We start from the raw sequence: 15,854 nt of genomic DNA on the forward strand, positions 1-15,854 counted from the left end.
AGCCGACCCTGATCAGGCGGTCTTGACCGCGCCGGTGGTCGCCGCCGTGGCCGGTGCGGTCTCACCGCTGGTCCGGGAGGACAGGCGGCGGGAGAGCCGGGTGGCCACCCAGGTCAGGATGAAGTTGATGACGATGAACACCAGGGCGGCCACGATCAGCGACTGCAGCATGTTGCCGTGGCCGGAGCCCAGCTGGCGGGAGTACTGTAGCAGCTCGTAGAAGCCGATCAGATAGCCCAGGGCCGAGTCCTTGATGATCACCACGAACTGGCTCAGCAGCGAGGGCAGCATGGCGGTCAGGGCCTGGGGGACCTCCACCAGGCGCAGTGACTGGTTCGAGGTCATGCCGATCGCGGCGGCGGCCTCGCGCTGACCCTTGGGCAGGGACTTCACGCCGGAGCGCACCAGCTCGGCGATCACGGCGCCGTTGTACAGGGTCAGACCCACGATCACGGCGTAGTAGGGGGCGTCCTGCGGGGACATGGCGCCGTTGCCGGCCACCACGCGGGCGAAGAAGAAGTACAGGAAGACCATCATCACCAGCACGGGCACCGCGCGGAAGAACTCCACCACCACACCGGCGAACCAGCGGATCGGGCCGAACGGGGCCAGACGCAGGAAGCCGAAGAGCAGTCCGAAGGCCAGCGAGGTGACCACGGCGATGCCGGAGGCCTGCAGGGTGAACTGGAGGCCGGGCAGGTAGTAGTTGGCCCACGCGTTGCCGTCGATCGCCCGCAGCCACAGGTTGGGCTCGAGCTGGTTCTGCTCGTTGAGCTTCATCAGCACCAGGACCACCAGGACCAGCACAGCGGCCAGAGTGACCAGGTTGGAGATCATGATGTTGCGGCGGGCCTTGGGACCCGGCGCGTCGAAGAGGACTGAGGGCTGAGCCTTCATCGCGCCACCGCCAGCTTGTCGGAGAGCCAGGTGGTGAGCAGGCCCATGGGGATCACGATCAGGCAGAAGCCGATGGCGATGGTCAGGAAGATCTGGATCATCAGGTCAGGTCGGAACTCGATCATGGTCTTCATCAGTCCGGAGCTCTCCGCCACGGAGGCGGCGGCGGCCACGGTGGTGTTCTTGGTCAGGGCGATCAGCGTGTTGCCCAGAGGAGTCACGGCGCCGCGCAGGGCCTGCGGCAGGATCACCAGCCGGGCGGCGGGCAGGAAGCTCAGACCGATCGCGCGGGCGGCCTCGGCCTGGCCCAGCGGAACGGTGTTCACGCCGGAGCGGATCGCCTCGCAGACGAAGGCCGCATGGTAGATGGACAGCGCGATCACCGCGTAGGTGAAGAAGTTCAGGGGGAAGTCGTCGGAGAAGGTGATCTTCAGCTGGCCCCAGACGGCCAGCACGCCGAGCACCATGATGATGGTCAGCGGGGTGTTGCGCAGGATGTTGACGTACCCGGCGCCCACCCGCTGCAGGGAGCCGACGGGGGAGATGCGGAACACGGCCAGGATGATCCCCAGCACGAAGGATCCGATGGCCGCGAAGAACGTCAGCCGGATGTTCATCCAGAAGGCGCCGAGGATGTCGTACTCGGCGAAGAGTTCAGCGAATCCGTTCATGGTCTTCCTGAGTGGGGAGGGAGGGGATCGGTGCACCGGTGGCAGGCGGGATGCTCCCGCCTGCCACCGGTCTCACGGTGAGAGGTGCAGAGAGTGCGTCAGTCTGGCCGCAGCCGTCAGGAGCAGCTCTCCATCTCGGTGTCGGTGTTCAGCTCCTCGTTGGCGGTGTAGCCGGTGCCCTCGGTGGCGGAGGTCAGAGCCTCTTCCCAGGCGCCGTCCTCCTTCATCTTGCCGATGGCGTCGTTGATGGCCTGGCACTGGTCCGAGTCCTTGGAGATGCCCACGCCGTAGCGCTCCTCGGTGAAGGGGTTGCCCACGACCTTGAACTTGCCCTGGTTGGTGGAGGTGGCGGCCAGGCCGGCCAGGATGATGTCGTCGGTGGTGACGGCGTCGACCTGTCCGGACTCCAGGTAGTTCACGCACTCGGCGTAGCCGCCCTGCTCCACCAGGTTCACACCCTCGGCGTACTCGTCCTTGATCTTCTGGGCGGAGGTCGAGCCGGTGACGGAGCACAGGTTCTTGCCGTCCAGGGCGTCCGGGCCGGTGATCTCGGTGTCGTCCGCGCGGACCAGCAGGTCCTGGCCGGCCACGAAGTACGGTCCGGCGAAGCCCACGCGCTCCTTGCGGGCGTCGGTGATGGAGTAGGTGGCGAAGATCATGTCGACCTCGCCGTTCTCCAGGGCGTTCTCACGGTTGGCCGAGGGGGTCTGGATCCACTCGATGTTCTCCTCGGTGTAGCCCAGCTCGCCGGCCACGAACTTGGCGACCTCGACGTCGAAGCCGGTGGGGGCGTTGGAGCCCTCGCGGAAGCCCAGGCCCGGCTGGTCGAACTTGATGCCGATGCGGACCTTCTCGCCGGAGCCTCCCTCGCCGCCGCCGTTGGTGGCGTCGCCGCCACCGGACTCAGACGGGGAGCAGGCCGAGAGGGCGAGCAGGGCCGAGGCGGCCAGGGCGGTGGTGGTCAGGAACTTCTTGCGCATGGTGTCCTCCAGGTGCGGTGATGCGGTGATTGAGATGGTGATCGGGGATGGGTGGTCAGTGGGCCAGGATCTTGCCCAGGAAGTCCTTGGCTCGTTCGTGCTGCGGGGCGGTGAAGAAGCTCTCCGGGTCGGTGTCCTCCAGGATGGCGCCGTCGGCCATGAAGATCACCCGGTCACCGGCCTTTCGGGCGAAGCCCATCTCGTGGGTGACCACGACCATGGTCATGCCCTCCTTGGCCAGCTGGACCATCACGTCCAGGACCTCCTGGACCATTTCGGGGTCCAGGGCGGAGGTGGGCTCGTCGAAGAGCAGGACCTTGGGACGCATGGCCAGGGCGCGGGCGATCGCCACACGCTGCTGCTGGCCGCCGGAGAGCTGAGCCGGCAGCTTCTTGGCCTGCTGTCCCACGCCGACGCGCTCGAGCAGCTCCATGGCCTCCTTCTCGGCCTGGGCCTTCTTCAGTCCCTTGACCTTCATCGGGCCCAGGGTGACGTTCTCCAGGATCGACTTGTGCGCGAAGAGGTTGAAGGACTGGAACACCATGCCCACCTCGGCCCGGAGCCTGGCCAGCTCCTTGCCCTCCTGAGGGAGTGGCTGGCCGTCGATCAGGATCCGGCCGCCGTCGTCGTCGATGGTCTCCAGCCGGTTGATGGTGCGGCACAGGGTCGACTTGCCCGAACCTGAGGGTCCCACCACGATCGCGACCTGGCGTTCGGGGATGGAGAGGTTGATGTCCGTCAGGGCCTGGAACGGCCCGAAGTGCTTGTTGACGTTCTCCAGCTGGACCAGAGGTCGAGCGGAGTCCGCGGCGGGCCCGGCTGCACCCGCGGGCTCAGAGGTGGTGTGCGTCATAGGGAGAGAGTAGCGGAACCGGGCGCGTCGCCGTGCGACCTGGGCGCCCGTCGCGTCGAGAACGCGTAGCCGGACACGGAATCGTCGTGGATCTGAAACATCATCGTGACGCGGACCCTGCCCCGGAGCCTGGATAGGCTGAGTCCATGCCCCACACTCCTGAACCTCCGGCACATCCGGTCCGCCGTGGCCCCCAGACACTGCGGGGCCGTCATGCGGCCGAACCGACCTTCGACCAGCTGCTGCTGGACTCCCGGCACGGTCTGTCCGAGCTGCCGGCCGAGGGGGAGGTGGGCTTCACCTCCTCGGACCCCTGGCGGGTGCTGCGCATCCAGGGCGAGTTCGTGGAGGGCATCGGCACCCTGGCGGGACTGGGCCGAACCATCTCGGTCTTCGGCTCGGCGCGCACTCGGGAGGGCTCGCAGGAGTACGACGACGCCCGGCGCCTGGGTGCGCTGCTCGCCCAGGCGGGATACTCGGTGATGACCGGCGGTGGGCCAGGGTCCATGGAGGGCGCCAACCGCGGGGCCAAGGACGTGGACGGGCATTCGGTGGGACTGGGCATCGAACTGCCTCATGAGCAGGGCCTGAACGCCTGGGTGGACCTGGGGGTGGACTTCCGGTACTTCTTCGTCCGCAAGGTCATGTTCCTGAAGTACTCCCAGGGCTTCGTGGTGCTGCCCGGCGGCCTGGGCACCCTGGATGAGCTGTTCGAGGCGCTGACCCTGGTCCAGACCGGCAAGGTCACCTCCTTCCCCATCGTCCTGATGGGACGGCAGTTCTGGACGCCCCTGGTCGACTGGCTGCGGGACACCCTGGCCGCGCGGGGCATGATCAATCCGGAGGACCTGGGACTGCTGGAGGTGGTGGACACCCCGGAGGAGGCCGTCGAGGCCGTGTTGCTCAACGATCTGCGCGGTCCCGAGGTGGCAGACGCCGACGCCGAGACCACCCGGGCGCCGGCCACCGGTGACGGCGGTGACCCGCAGTGAACGTCTTCGTCACGCTCGCGCTGATCCTGGCCGTGGTGGTGGCCGGTGGCATCGTCGGGGTGCTCTCCGGGCGAGTGCGCTGGGCGCAGCCGCTGCAGGATCCGGTCTCCACGGTTCCTCCCGTCCTGCTGCCCCAGCATCCCCGGGCGCAGGACCTCGCTCAGCTGCGCTTCGCCACCGGCCTGCGCGGATACCGGATGGACCAGGTGGATCACACCCTGCGTCGATTGGCTCTGGCCCTGGAGGAGCGGGATCGGCGCATCGCCGAACTCGAGGCCGAACGGGCCACGATTAGCGGCACCGCCCACTCTTCGGAATAATGGGAATTGTTGTACGTCACACTGCGGCACCACCCAGGGCCTGAAACCGGGGTCGCAGGCAGAAACGAGCGGCTCCGCCTGGAGGGGTCCGCTGTGAGAAGGGAACGCAGATGGCAGCCATGAAGCCCCGCACCGGGGACGGTCCCATGGAAGTGACCAAGGAGGGACGCAGCCTCATCATGCGCGTGCCGATCGACGGCGGCGGTCGGCTCGTGCTCGAGCTGAACAACGAGGAGGCCGCAGCCCTGAAGGAGTGCCTGGTGGGTGTGACCGGCGGCTGAGCCGGAGCCTTCCAGGGAGAACAGGCAGAGCCCCCGTCCTGTGGCCGCATCGGCCCAGGACGGGGGCTCTGCTGTGTCAGCGTGGTGTCAGCGGCGCACGGCCAACAGCACGCCCGTGCCGGTGGGGGTCAGTGCGGAGAGCCACTGCTCGTCCTCGCGCACCGCACGTCCGAGCTGACGGGCGGCCAGGGTGGAGGACTCTCGCACCGCTGGGCGGGGGACCCGGTCCTGGTCCAGAGCGTCGTTGACGATCAGCAGCCCGCCGGGGCGCAGCAGCCGGGCGGCCTGCTCCAGGTGGAACATCAGTGAGGCGTGGTCGGCATCGATCAGCACCATGTCATAGGACCGGGAGGACAGGCGTGGCAGCACGGTGCGGGAGCGGCCCGTGATCATCCGGGTCCGGTTGGCCGGGTGGCCGGCTTCAGTGAAGGCCTCGCGGGCGGCCCGGAGGGCCTCGGCGTCGGTGTCGATGGTGGTCAGGACCGAGGAGGCGGGCAGGCCGCGCATCAGAGCGGTGCCCGACACGCCGGCGCCGGTGCCGATCTCCACCACGGTGGCGGGGGAGGAGGTGGCGGCCAGGACGGTCAGCAGGGCGGCGGTGCCTTCGCTGACCGGTTCGATGCCCAGTTCTGCCGAGCGCTCGCGGGCCCGCAGCAGCACCTCGTCCTCCTCCGCTCGCGACTCAGCGAACGCCCAGCTGGCGTGCTTGTCGGTCTGGTGCGGGCTCAGGGCCTTCATGGAGGGGTGCTCACTTCTCTCGTGGTCGACTCGGCAGTCCAGTCTACGACTGACCGGGCCCGGGCCAGTCCGGAGTGCCTCCAGTGACCTCTCAGCTTCACCGGCCACACTGGAAGGGACCGGAAGGAGACCGCAGCCATGACCGTGACGCCCCTGACCTCGTCCGCCCCCGCACTGAGGTGGGCCCCGCGTCCACAGTCCACGCCGTCTCCGTCCGCCCTGTGGAGGGAGGGACGCCACTGATGGCGGTCTTCCACCCCCGGACCCGGTTCGACTCCTTTCTCGAGGGGGCGTTGGACCAGACCACCCATCGCCGCGTGGCCGAGCACCTGGACCGGTGCCCCATGTGCCAGGACGAGGTCGACCAGCGGCATCGGATCCTGCGAGCCGCCGAGCAGGGCGCTCAGCCACGGTCGCTTCCCCATCACGCCGTCTCCGCTCCTGCCTCATCCACTGTGCTGGGAGAGCGCCCCGGAGTTCCGGGGTGGAAGGTGGTGCTGAGCCTGGGCGCGGCCGGGGTGGCCGCTGGAGCCGTGGTGCTGGCAGCCTGGGTGGCCGGGGAACCCCAGCAGAGCGCCGCACCCACCGAGCCCCCCGCCATCCAGCCGGTCCCGGAGGTGCAGGTCGAGACGTCGCGCTCATCTGCCGCTGATGCGGCACAGGAGGAGGAGACCCGGACGGACGGGGCCTCTGCCGGACCGTTCAGTGCCATCGCGGCCACCTCCATGGACACCGCCGCGTCCCCGACCGCCCGGTCAGAGACCGTTGCGCTGCTGGATCAGCTGCGTCGGCAGGGCTGGAACGTCCCCTCACTGACGGTGGCCGGCCTGATGCCGGAATCGGTGGGGCTGCGCGAGCATGAGGACGCCACCGAACTGGTGCTGAGCCTGGACGGGTCCGTGGGGTCGGCCGTGCTGCATGAATGCCGTTCCGAGGATCAGAGCCTGGACGACTCGGCCTGCCTGAGCGATCCGGCCCTGATTCCCCCGGAGGGTGCTGAGGAGTCGGCCCTGCCCATGGGGTTGACCTCCAGGACGCAGACCCACGAGGACGGTTCCTGGACGGCGTGGGTGCAGACGGCCCAGGCCGCCTATGCGCTGAGTTCGGATCTGCCCGTGGAGCGCGCTGACCGCGTGATGACGTTGGTGGTCCTCTCCGAACGGGCCCGGGTGCAGTCCGCCCAGCTGCCCGACTCTGCCACGGAGCGCCTCGTGCGCGGCTTCGAACGGCTGATGCCCTGGACCGATGATGCCGACGTCCCCCGCTGAGACCAGGGGCGCCTGCCGTCCCACGCCTCGTGACTCCCTCGCCCTCCGGTAGGCTCAGGGACTGTGACATTCGGAATCAATGGCGCCGAGCTGATCATCCTGATCGTGCTCGCACTGCTCATCCTGGGCCCCGAGAAGCTGCCGGACTATGCCCGGAAGATGACTCAGTGGATCCGGCAGATGCGCCAGATGGCCGAAGGTGCCAAGAACCAGTTCAAAGAGGAGACCGGCACCGACTTCGACGAGATCGACTGGCGTCGCTACGATCCCCGCCAGTATGACCCGCGCCGGATCATCAAGGAGGCCCTGGCCGAACCGGTCCAGGACATGCGCTCCACCGCCCAAGAGGTCTGGGACCACGAGGCTGTGCGGGAGGACCTCAAGACCATGGACCCCCGGGATCTGGTGCGTGGCAAGACCGGGCGAACCTCAGCGACCTCAGCACAGGGGACCGGGTCCAGCGGCGCCGGGTCCACCGCCCTGGGCGCGGTAGCCGTCGCAGCCGGAACGGCAGCGATGAGCCACCACGCAGAAGGGGAGCCCGACCCCGCGGAACAGGCGGACGGGGCCGATGCGCCCCACGGTGCGTCTGAGCCCGCAGAGATCCTCCCGGCTCCGTTCGACACCGAGGCCACCTGAGCCCGCTCTGAGGAGCCTGCCGATCAACCCCCGAATCAATCTTTCGGGGTGACCGGCAGCTTCATCCCGGACAGTCCCCGCGGGCGCACCGCCAGCGACGCGGCGATCCTCCGCAGCTCCACCCCCGCCGGCGACTCCGGATGCTGCAGCACCACCGGCGTGCCCTCGTCCCCGTCCTGACGCAGGGCCATGTCCAGAGGGACCGAGCCCAGCAGATCCACGGGATGCCCCAGGGCCTCGGTGAGTCGCTGCGCCACCGACGCGCCACCGCCGGAGCCGAACAGGTCCAGCACGGTGCCGTCCGGCAGGGTCATGGCGGCCATGTTCTCGATCACCCCGGCCACCTGCTGACCGGTCTGCTCCGAGAGCTGTCCGGCACGGGCGGCCACCTGCGCGGCTGCCTGCTGCGGGGTGGTCACCACCAGCAGCTCCGAGCCGGGCAGCAGCTGGGCGGCGGAGATCGCGATGTCCCCGGTGCCCGGGGGCAGGTCCACCAGCAGCACGTCCAGATCGCCCCAGTAGACGTCGGTGACGAACTGCTCCAGCGCGCGGTGCAGCATGGGGCCACGCCAGGCCACGGGCTGATCGGTGTCCAGGAACATGCCGATGGAGATGACCTTCACGGTGTGTGCCACCGGCGGCAGGATCATCTCATCCACCCGGGTGGGCCGGGCGGAGGTGCCCAGCAGCCCCGGGATGGAGAAGCCGTGGATGTCCGCGTCCACCAGTCCCACGCTCAGCCCCCGGGCGGCCAGCGCGCAGGCCAGGTTGGCGGTGACGGTGGACTTGCCCACGCCCCCCTTGCCGGAGGCCACCGCGAACACGCGCGTCAGCGAGCCTGTCCCGAAGGGGTTGGCCGGGCGCCCGGCGGTGAGCTGCTCCTTGAGCGCGGCCCGCTGCTGCGGGGTCATCACGTCCAGGGTGACCTCCACCGAGGTGCAGCCCTCCAGGGGCAGCAGGGCCTGCCGCACGTCTGCGGTGATGGTCTCGCGCATCGGGCAGCCCGCCACGGTCAGACGCACGACGACGGCCAGGTCACCGGGCGCGGTCTCCGTCACCGAGGCGACCATGCCCAGTTCGGTGACGGGTCGGCGCAGCTCCGGGTCCAAGACGGACTCGAGCCGACGCCAGGCGGCCTGCTCGAGGGCGGTGCCGGTGGGGGTGGGGGAGTCGGTCATCGGGAGGTGGGGTCCTCAGGGGTCTGGGCGGCCTCAGCCGCGCGGCGAGCCTCAGCGGCCTCCTCGGCCGCGATGATCGCCAGTGTGGTGGTCTGCGGAGGCTCCTGGCCGTCGTCGTGCCGGGTGTGGCGAGGTGCGCCCTCACGGGAGTCCCGGTCCCGGACATCCCGGCCGGAGCGCTCCTTCTTCTTCTTGGTCTTGCGGGGTTCGGCTGGGGTGTGGCCGAGCTCCTCGAGCAGTTCGGCGCGGATCTCCTCGCGCAGCTCACGCTCGATCTCCTGGCGCAGGTCCGCGGTGATGTCCTCCACGGCGCTGCGCATCTCACCGCGCACGTAGTCGCGGGTGGCCACGTCCTGCAGGGCGATGCGCAGTCCGGCCAGCTCGCGCGTGAGGTACTCGGTGTCGGCCAGGTTGCGCTCGGCGCGGTTGCGGTCCTCGCGCAGGGAGACCCTGTCCCGGTCGTCCTGACGGTTCTGGGCCAACAGCAGCAGGGGCGCGGCGTAGGAGGCCTGCAGGGAGAGCATCAGGGTCAGCGCGGTGAAGCCCAGGGCGGCGGAATCGAACCGCCAGGGCTCCGGGGCCAGGGTGTTCCAGGAGACCCAGAAGACGCAGAACAGGGTCATCCAGAGGATGAACTGCGGGGTGCCCATGAACCGGGCCATGCCCTCGGTGGCCTCGCCGAAGGCATCCGGATTCGGCCGGAGCTGCGGCAGGAACCGGGACCGGGCCCGCATGGGGGTGTCCAGTCCGGGGCGGCGGACGCCGGAGTTCTCCTGGGGGTTCTCGCTCATCGGGAGGCCTCCTTCCGGTGGACCCGGGAGGTCTCATCGCCGACCTCGGGGACGTCGGTGATGCGCCAGTCCTCGGGCAGGATGTGGTCCAGCACATCGTCCACGGTCACGGCGCCCACCACGCGGTGGTTCTCGTTGACCACGGGGATGCAGGTGAGGTTGTAGGTGGCCAGCTCGCGGGTGACCACGCCCAGGGGCATCTGGTCCGAGACCGGCTCCAGGTCCTTGTCCAGCAGGTTGCCCAACGGCTCCGGGGGCGGGTAGCGCAGCAGCTTCTGGAAGTGCACCACGCCCAGGTACCGCCCGGTGGGGGTCTCCAGGGGCGGGCGGGCCACGATCACCAGGGAGGCCATGGCCGGGGTGAACTCCTGCTGGCGGATGTTGGCCAGCGCCTCGGCCACGGTGGCCTCAGGCGGCATGATCACCGGCACCGGGGTCATCACCGAGCCGGCGGTGTTCTCGTCATACTCCATCAGGCGCCGCACGTCCTGGGCGTCCTCGGGCTCCATCAGCTCCAACAGCAGCTCCTGCTGGCTGTCCGGCAGCTCGTGCAGCAGGTCGGCGGCGTCGTCCGGGTCCATCTCCTCGAGCACATCAGCCGCGCGCTCGATGTCCAGGTGGGAGAGGATCTCCACCTGGTCGTCCTCCGGCAGCTCCTGGAGCACGTCCGCCAGGCGCTCGTCCTGCAGCTCCTCGGCGATCTCGATCCGGCGCTTGGGCGTCATCTCGTGGATGACGTCGGCCAGGTCCGCCGGCTTCATGTCCTCGTGGGCGGCCACGAAGCTGGTGGCGCCCTGGGGCTCCTGGTGTCCGGCCCAGCGGGCGGCGTCCCAGTCGATCAGCAGGTGCTCGCCACGGGTGCGTCCGAACGCGGTGCGCCCGGCATTGCGGCGCACGTAGAGCTCGGTGACCAGCCAGTCCCCGTTGCGCTGCTGCTCGAAGCCGATGTCCTCGACGATCGCCTCGCCAGAGCCGTCCTTAAGCAGCACCCGCCGGTCGAACACGTCACCGGCCACCATCAGCTCGGCGCCGCGGCGCTCGAACCGGCGCAGGTTGATCAGCCCGGTGGTGATGATCTGGTGCGGGTCCATGCTGGTCACCCGCGTCATCGGCACGAACACGCGTTTCTTGCCCGGCACCTCGATCACGATCCCGACGGCCATCGGCGGCAGCAGCGGTCCGCGGTCCACCACCACGGCATCGCGCATCCGCCCCAGGCGGTCACCCTGAGGGTCGAACACGTCCAGGCCCAGCAGGCGGGCAACGAAGATCTTGGCACTCACCGTTCCAGCCTAGTGGCTGGGAGGTGAGCGGGCTCTGTGAGCCGGGTGACGTCGTCGGGAATGCTCAGAGCTGCCAGGAGCGCAGCTGGCGCAGCATGTCCCGCTTCTTCTGGGTGTGGCCGCCCATCCGGGTGAGGATGTCCGACAGGGCGCTGATGGCCTCGGTGATGAACGGTCCCTTGTTGAGCATCACGCACTCGGCGCGCTGGGCCATGGCGGCGTCGGTGATCTCCGCGCGGGAGGGCAGGCCGGACTTGGCCAGGGACTCCAGGACCTGCGTGGCCCAGATGACCGGGACGTGGGCGGCCTCGCAGAGCCAGAGGATCTCCTCCTGCAGCTCGGCCATCCGCTCGAACCCGGCCTCCACTGCCAGGTCCCCGCGCGCGATCATCACGCCCACGTCCCGCCAGCGCATGGCCTCCAGCAGCATCCGCGGCAGGGACTCGAACGCGGAGACGGTCTCGATCTTCAGGGTGATGTCCACCTGCTCGGCGCCCTCAGCCTGCAGCAGGTCGATCAGCTGGGCCACGTCCTGCTCCGAGCGGACGAAGGAGAGGTTGACCATGTCCGCGTGGGCGGCCACGAACGGGATGTGGGCGAGATCGTCCTGCGTCAGGGCGGGGATGGACAGCTCGGTGTCCGGGACGTTGATGCCCTTCTCCGCCTTGAGCTTGGCCCCGTTCGGTCCGGCCGAGGTGATGCACAGCCGGATCTCGTCCTGCGTGGCGGACTCCACCACGGTCCCGATCTTGCCGTCGTCGATCCACACCCGGTGCCCGGGCTCGATGTCCTCGAACACCTGCGGCAGCGTACAGCCGATCACATACGGCGGCTCGGTGACCGCCGGGCGCGGCTCCAGCGAGCGGGTCAGCACGATCTGCTCACCCTCCCGCACCCGCATGGACTGCTCCTGAGCGGGCAGCTCGCCGACCGTGAGCGTGCCCGCGGGGGAGCTGAGCTCGGTTCCGGTGGCCCAGTAGACGGTCTGGGCGGCGGTGAGCTGCACGGCCTCCGGGGTCAGCGCCTCCACGGTGAGGGTGCGCTTCGAGCCGCGGGCGTCTGTCAGGGTCAGCTCGTCGCCGAGGGTGAGATCAGTCAGGACAGGGCGGGCCTGTGCGGGGTCCTGGAGAGGCAGGTTCCCGACGACGGCGCTCGGCTCCGTGCCTTCGCTCGGCTCCTGCGGGGGCTGGCCGAGCCAGACGCGGGAGGGGGCGGTGACGGTGCCGGAGGAGTCGCGCTGGGGCTTGACCTTGAGCACCTGGGGCCCGGGGGCGATGGGCCCGGTGCGCAGCTTGGGGCCGGCCAGGTCCATGGCGATCAGCGGGGCCGGGCGGTCACCGTCGGAGGTCCCGGGTGAGCGCAGGGACTCGATCATCGAGGTCCACGCGGACTCATCATCATGCGCGCAGTTGATCCGGGCCAGGTCCATTCCGGCCGTCACGGTCCCTGCCACCAGATCCGGGTCCGTGGCGGCTTCGCTGGGCATGGTCACCATGATCCGGGTCTGCCTGTCTGCGCGGGCCGGGCCGAGCAGGTGCTCGGTGTTGGTCTGAAGGATCTGGCGGCCCTGCGCCGGGGTGAGCGGGTCACCTGTGGTGACCGGGCCGTCGTCGGGACTCTGGTCTGTGGTGGAGAGGGCACACAGGGCGGTCAGGACCGTGTCCAGGTGGCCGAGCACGCCGGCCTCCATCCGGCCCAGGGACGAGAGCCCGGCGTCGCTGAGCCGGTCCTGGAGGTCACGCAGGTCCGTGCCGCGCAGGGCCACATAGTGCACGAGGTTGCGGGCGGAGGCACGGTGGCGCTCGCGGACCCGGTCGATCAGCTCGGCGTGTTCGGACTCGGCGTGAAGCAGCCGTTCGCGCAGGGAGTGGAGGTCGGAGATCAGGCGGTCATCGGGCAGCTCAGCCATGACTCCACCCTAGGGCTGACCGGGGGGCGTGTCAGGACTGTGGCGCGGCGTGCGTGCGGAGAAGGGAGGTCTGGACGGGTGGGGCTTACGCCGGTGGCAGAGTCCGCCGTGATCCCCAGGGTTCGTGCAGTGCGGCACGGCAGAATGGGGCCATGGCTCTCTTCGCTGCATCACCGTCTGACCCCCACGCCCAGGGGCTGCCCCGGGGCGAGGTGCTGGGCACCTATTCGAGCTACGAGCAGGCGCGCGAGGTGGTGGACCGGCTGGCCACCGGCGAGTTCGACGTCAAGCAGGTCTCGATCGTCGGGACGGACCTGCGGATGGTGGAGCGGGTGCGCGGGAAGCTGACCTACGCCTCGGTGGCGCTGCGCTCGGCGATCCAGGGCGCCCTGTTCGGCGCGATGCTCGGGCTGCTGCTCTCCCTGGTGGATCCGGCGCGGGCCGGCCTGCAGATCCTGGCCACGGCGGCGATCGGTGCCGCGATCTGGATCATCATGGGCGTGATCGGGATGTCCCTGCGCAAGAGCCGGGGCGGCGGGTTCGACTCCGTTCAGCAGCTGGTGCCCACGAGTTTCGATGTGGTGTGCGCCTTCGAGTCCGCCGCGCAGGCCAAGGGCATCCTGCGGGGTGGTGCGGGGCAGGGCAGTGTGCCTGCGCAGACGCCGGTCCAGCAGCAGGCCCCGGTTCCGCCGCCGCAGCAGCAGCCCAGTCAGCCTCAGCCTCAGCCGCCCGCACCGCCGCAGCAGACTGCCCCGACTCCCGTGCAGGACCCTGCCTCCGGTCAGGGGTCGACGGCGTCCGGGTCCACCGGTTCGGGATCGCACGCCGCCCCGGAGCAGGGCCAGCAGGCAGAGACCGTCCAGCAGCAGGCCCAGGCGCCGGCCGCTTCGGTGGCGGAGCATCAGGGGCCCACGGCGGCGATGCCGGGCCAGCAGGCACCCGCAGGCAGTGCTCCCACGGGGGAGGCACCCGAGCGTGACTGGTCCTACCCTGATCTGCCGGACGGGCGTCCCCAGTACGGTGTGCGCCTGCCGGAGGCGGAGGCACTGGAGCTGCGGACCCGGATCCTGCGCGAGCAGGGCCTGAGCGAGAACACCACCGGCGGCACGGAGCAGTACCAGGAGCCCGCTTACGCCAAGAAGGGCCGCCGCGCGAAGCAGGCCGACGAGGCCGCCGCGCCGGCCCCGGAGCAGTCGCAGCAGCCGGTGGAGCCTCAGGCCGATGCCGGGCAGGCCGAGCCGGACCAGGACCAGCAGTACCGCCGTCCCCGGTACGGCCGCGGCGAGCGGCCGAAGGACGAAGCTCCCGAGCAGAAGCCGGCTGACTCAGACCGCTGAGCTGTCAACAGAGAAGAAGGGCGGGGCCGTGGTGATCCACGGCCCCGCCCATTCTTCTCTGACTTCTCTGTCTCGCCTGCTGGCGCCCAGCGTCAGCCGAGCAGTCGTGCCATCCAGGACTCGACATCGTCGGGAGTGCGCGGCAGCGCTGCCGAGAGGTTCTCGGCGCCCTCGTCGGTCACGTAGATGTCGTCCTCGATGCGCACGCCGATCCCGCGGTACTCCTCCGGGACGGCCAGGTCCTCGGCCTTGAAGTACAGCCCGGGCTCGATGGTGAACACCATGCCCGGCTCCAGGACGCCGTCCAGGTAGAGCTCGCGCTTGGCCTGGGCGCAGTCGTGCACATCCAGTCCCAGGTGGTGGCTGGTGCCGTGCGGCATCCAGCGGCGGTGGTGCTGGCCCTGCTCGGACAGGGCCTCCTCCACCGAGACGGGCAGCAGGCCCCAGGCGTCCAGGTTCTCGGCCAGCACACGGGTGGCCTCGGCGTGGATCTCGCGGAACTTGATGCCGGGCTTGACGATGGCGAACGCGGCGTCGGCGGCATCCAGCACGGCCTGGTAGATCTTGCGCTGCACGGGGGAGAAGGTCCCGTTGACCGGCAGGGTGCGGGTGATGTCCGCGGTGTAGAGGGAGTCGGCCTCCACGCCGGCGTCCACCAGGATCAGGTCGCCGTCCTTCACCTCGCCGGTGTTGCGGATCCAGTGCAGCACGGTGGCGTTGTTGCCGGAGGCGGCGATGGTGTCATACCCGAGGTCGTTGCCCTCCTGGCGGGCGCGGGCGAAGAAGGCGCCCTCCACCACGCGCTCGCCGCGGCGGTGGGCCTTGGCGGCAGGCAGGGCCCGGACCACGTCCTCGAAGCCGGCGATGGTGGCGTTGACGGACCCGCGCAGCTCCTCGATCTCCCAGCCGTCCTTGACCAGGCGCAGCTCGGAGAGGAACTCGGTGATCTCGTTGTCCAGGGAGTCCGCGGCCTCCAGGTCCACCCCGGTGTTGATCCGGGAGGTGTCCACCAGGGCCTCCATGTTCAGGTCCGCTCCGCGCAGCAGGCGGATCTGCACTCCACCCAGGGCGGTGTGGCCGGCGTTCTTGGTCACCGCGGTCTCCAGCTCACCCAGGTCAGCGCAGCGCATGCCGGTGCGGGCCTGCATCTCGCCCAGGGTGGGGCGCGGGCCGATCCAGAACTCGCCGGTGCGGGCGTTGGAGTAGAACTCCTCGGTGTCCCGCCCGGCCAGGGGACGGAAGTACAGAGTGGACTCGTGGTTCGAGCCGTGGTCGCCGGCACCCTCGTCCACCGGCTCCATCACCAGCACGGCGTCCGGCTCATGGTCCACGCCGAGTCCGGTCAGGTGTGCGAAGGCGGAGTGGGCGCGGAAGCGGTAGTCGGTGTCATTGGAACGGACCTTGAGCTCACCGGCGGGGATGACCAGGCGTTCCCCGGCGTACTTCTCCGAGAAGGCCTTGCGGCGCTGGGCCGCGAACGGGGCGGAGGCATCCGGCAGGGTCACGGAGGACTCGGAGGGGGCCCACTGGGACCCCATGAACTTCTTGAAGGCGTCCGAGGAGGGGCGCTGCGAGCGGTTGTTCACGCGGTCCTCGAGGGTCTGGGGGTCCTGGGCTTCCGGGGTCTCCGGCATCTCAGTGGGAGTCTGTTCAGTCATGCCCTCCATCATGTCACCGCCGCACGAACGGACTCCACGTGGGCCCTGCGCCGGGAGCG

At 69.7% G+C, this 15,854-nt stretch carries 16 protein-coding genes; 6 read left to right on the forward strand and 10 right to left on the reverse strand.

Annotated features, from left to right (window positions below):
* Positions 1 to 12: 12 nt before the first annotated feature.
* The 4 genes from ACEXHE_RS06475 to ACEXHE_RS06490 form a co-directional block, all read right to left on the reverse strand.
* Entirely contained in the window at positions 13 to 897 is an 885-nt protein-coding gene (locus ACEXHE_RS06475; RefSeq protein WP_374785142.1) for an amino acid ABC transporter permease, read from the reverse strand.
* Entirely contained in the window at positions 894 to 1,568 is a 675-nt protein-coding gene (locus tag ACEXHE_RS06480) for an amino acid ABC transporter permease (protein ID WP_091693321.1), read from the reverse strand. Before ACEXHE_RS06480 ends, ACEXHE_RS06475 begins: the two co-directional genes overlap by 4 nt.
* Positions 1,569 to 1,684: 116 nt before the next feature.
* Complete coding sequence (locus tag ACEXHE_RS06485; protein ID WP_277245786.1) at positions 1,685 to 2,548, reverse strand: glutamate ABC transporter substrate-binding protein; 864 nt, start codon at positions 2,546 to 2,548, stop codon at positions 1,685 to 1,687.
* Positions 2,549 to 2,603: 55 nt separating this feature from the next.
* Positions 2,604 to 3,401 (reverse strand): amino acid ABC transporter ATP-binding protein, encoded by a 798-nt coding sequence (locus tag ACEXHE_RS06490; protein WP_374785143.1) that lies wholly within the window; start codon positions 3,399 to 3,401, stop codon positions 2,604 to 2,606.
* 146 nt (positions 3,402 to 3,547) lie between these two features.
* Between ACEXHE_RS06490 and ACEXHE_RS06495 the strand changes: the two genes are divergently transcribed.
* The 3 genes from ACEXHE_RS06495 to ACEXHE_RS06505 all read left to right on the forward strand — a co-directional run bounded on the left by ACEXHE_RS06495 (position 3,548) and on the right by ACEXHE_RS06505 (position 4,994).
* Positions 3,548 to 4,393, forward strand: coding sequence for a TIGR00730 family Rossman fold protein (locus ACEXHE_RS06495; RefSeq protein ID WP_091693331.1), 846 nt, complete (start codon positions 3,548 to 3,550; stop codon positions 4,391 to 4,393).
* The gene (locus tag ACEXHE_RS06500) at positions 4,390 to 4,713 is read left to right on the forward strand and encodes a DivIVA domain-containing protein (RefSeq protein WP_374785144.1); all 324 of its coding nucleotides are present in this window, start codon (positions 4,390 to 4,392) and stop codon (positions 4,711 to 4,713) included. The genes ACEXHE_RS06495 and ACEXHE_RS06500 overlap by 4 nt, the downstream gene beginning before the upstream one ends.
* A gap of 110 nt (positions 4,714 to 4,823) precedes the next feature.
* Positions 4,824 to 4,994, forward strand: coding sequence for a DUF3117 domain-containing protein (locus ACEXHE_RS06505; protein WP_091693339.1), 171 nt, complete (start codon positions 4,824 to 4,826; stop codon positions 4,992 to 4,994).
* 87 nt (positions 4,995 to 5,081) lie between these two features.
* On the opposite strand, the gene ACEXHE_RS06510 is transcribed toward ACEXHE_RS06505, so the two are convergent.
* A complete protein-coding gene (locus ACEXHE_RS06510) occupies positions 5,082 to 5,732 on the reverse strand; it encodes an O-methyltransferase (protein WP_374785145.1) in 651 nt (216 codons plus the stop codon).
* 242 nt (positions 5,733 to 5,974) lie between these two features.
* Between ACEXHE_RS06510 and ACEXHE_RS06515 the strand changes: the two genes are divergently transcribed.
* Positions 5,975 to 7,000 carry a hypothetical protein gene (locus tag ACEXHE_RS06515; protein WP_374785146.1) on the forward strand — a complete coding sequence of 342 codons (1,026 nt, stop codon included), beginning with the start codon at positions 5,975 to 5,977 and terminating at the stop codon, positions 6,998 to 7,000.
* Between the two features lie 63 nt (positions 7,001 to 7,063).
* Positions 7,064 to 7,639 (forward strand): Sec-independent protein translocase protein TatB, encoded by a 576-nt coding sequence (tatB, locus tag ACEXHE_RS06520; protein WP_374785147.1) that lies wholly within the window; start codon positions 7,064 to 7,066, stop codon positions 7,637 to 7,639.
* A gap of 35 nt (positions 7,640 to 7,674) precedes the next feature.
* Here the strand turns inward: tatB and ACEXHE_RS06525 are convergent, their stop codons facing one another.
* The 4 genes from ACEXHE_RS06525 to ACEXHE_RS06540 all read right to left on the reverse strand — a co-directional run bounded on the left by ACEXHE_RS06525 (position 7,675) and on the right by ACEXHE_RS06540 (position 12,800).
* The gene (locus tag ACEXHE_RS06525) at positions 7,675 to 8,817 is read right to left on the reverse strand and encodes an Mrp/NBP35 family ATP-binding protein (protein ID WP_374785148.1); all 1,143 of its coding nucleotides are present in this window, start codon (positions 8,815 to 8,817) and stop codon (positions 7,675 to 7,677) included.
* Entirely contained in the window at positions 8,814 to 9,608 is a 795-nt protein-coding gene (locus ACEXHE_RS06530) for a DUF1003 domain-containing protein (RefSeq protein WP_356967805.1), read from the reverse strand. The genes ACEXHE_RS06525 and ACEXHE_RS06530 overlap by 4 nt, the downstream gene beginning before the upstream one ends.
* On the reverse strand, positions 9,605 to 10,891 hold the full coding sequence (locus ACEXHE_RS06535; RefSeq protein WP_091693366.1) for a magnesium transporter MgtE N-terminal domain-containing protein: 1,287 nt from the start codon (positions 10,889 to 10,891) through the stop codon (positions 9,605 to 9,607). The genes ACEXHE_RS06530 and ACEXHE_RS06535 overlap by 4 nt, the downstream gene beginning before the upstream one ends.
* A gap of 64 nt (positions 10,892 to 10,955) precedes the next feature.
* Positions 10,956 to 12,800, reverse strand: a complete 1,845-nt coding sequence (locus ACEXHE_RS06540; RefSeq protein ID WP_374785149.1) for a pyruvate kinase — start codon at positions 12,798 to 12,800, stop codon at positions 10,956 to 10,958.
* Between the two features lie 152 nt (positions 12,801 to 12,952).
* Between ACEXHE_RS06540 and ACEXHE_RS06545 the strand changes: the two genes are divergently transcribed.
* A complete protein-coding gene (locus ACEXHE_RS06545) occupies positions 12,953 to 14,137 on the forward strand; it encodes a general stress protein (RefSeq protein WP_374785150.1) in 1,185 nt (394 codons plus the stop codon).
* A gap of 92 nt (positions 14,138 to 14,229) precedes the next feature.
* Here the strand turns inward: ACEXHE_RS06545 and ACEXHE_RS06550 are convergent, their stop codons facing one another.
* Positions 14,230 to 15,795 (reverse strand): aminopeptidase P family protein, encoded by a 1,566-nt coding sequence (locus ACEXHE_RS06550; RefSeq protein ID WP_374785151.1) that lies wholly within the window; start codon positions 15,793 to 15,795, stop codon positions 14,230 to 14,232.
* Positions 15,796 to 15,854 lie beyond the last annotated feature (59 nt).

Origin of the sequence: Micrococcus sp. IITD107 (genome assembly GCF_041927415.1) — a bacterium.
GTDB classification, from domain to species: Bacteria; Actinomycetota; Actinomycetes; order Actinomycetales; family Micrococcaceae; genus Citricoccus; species Citricoccus terreus.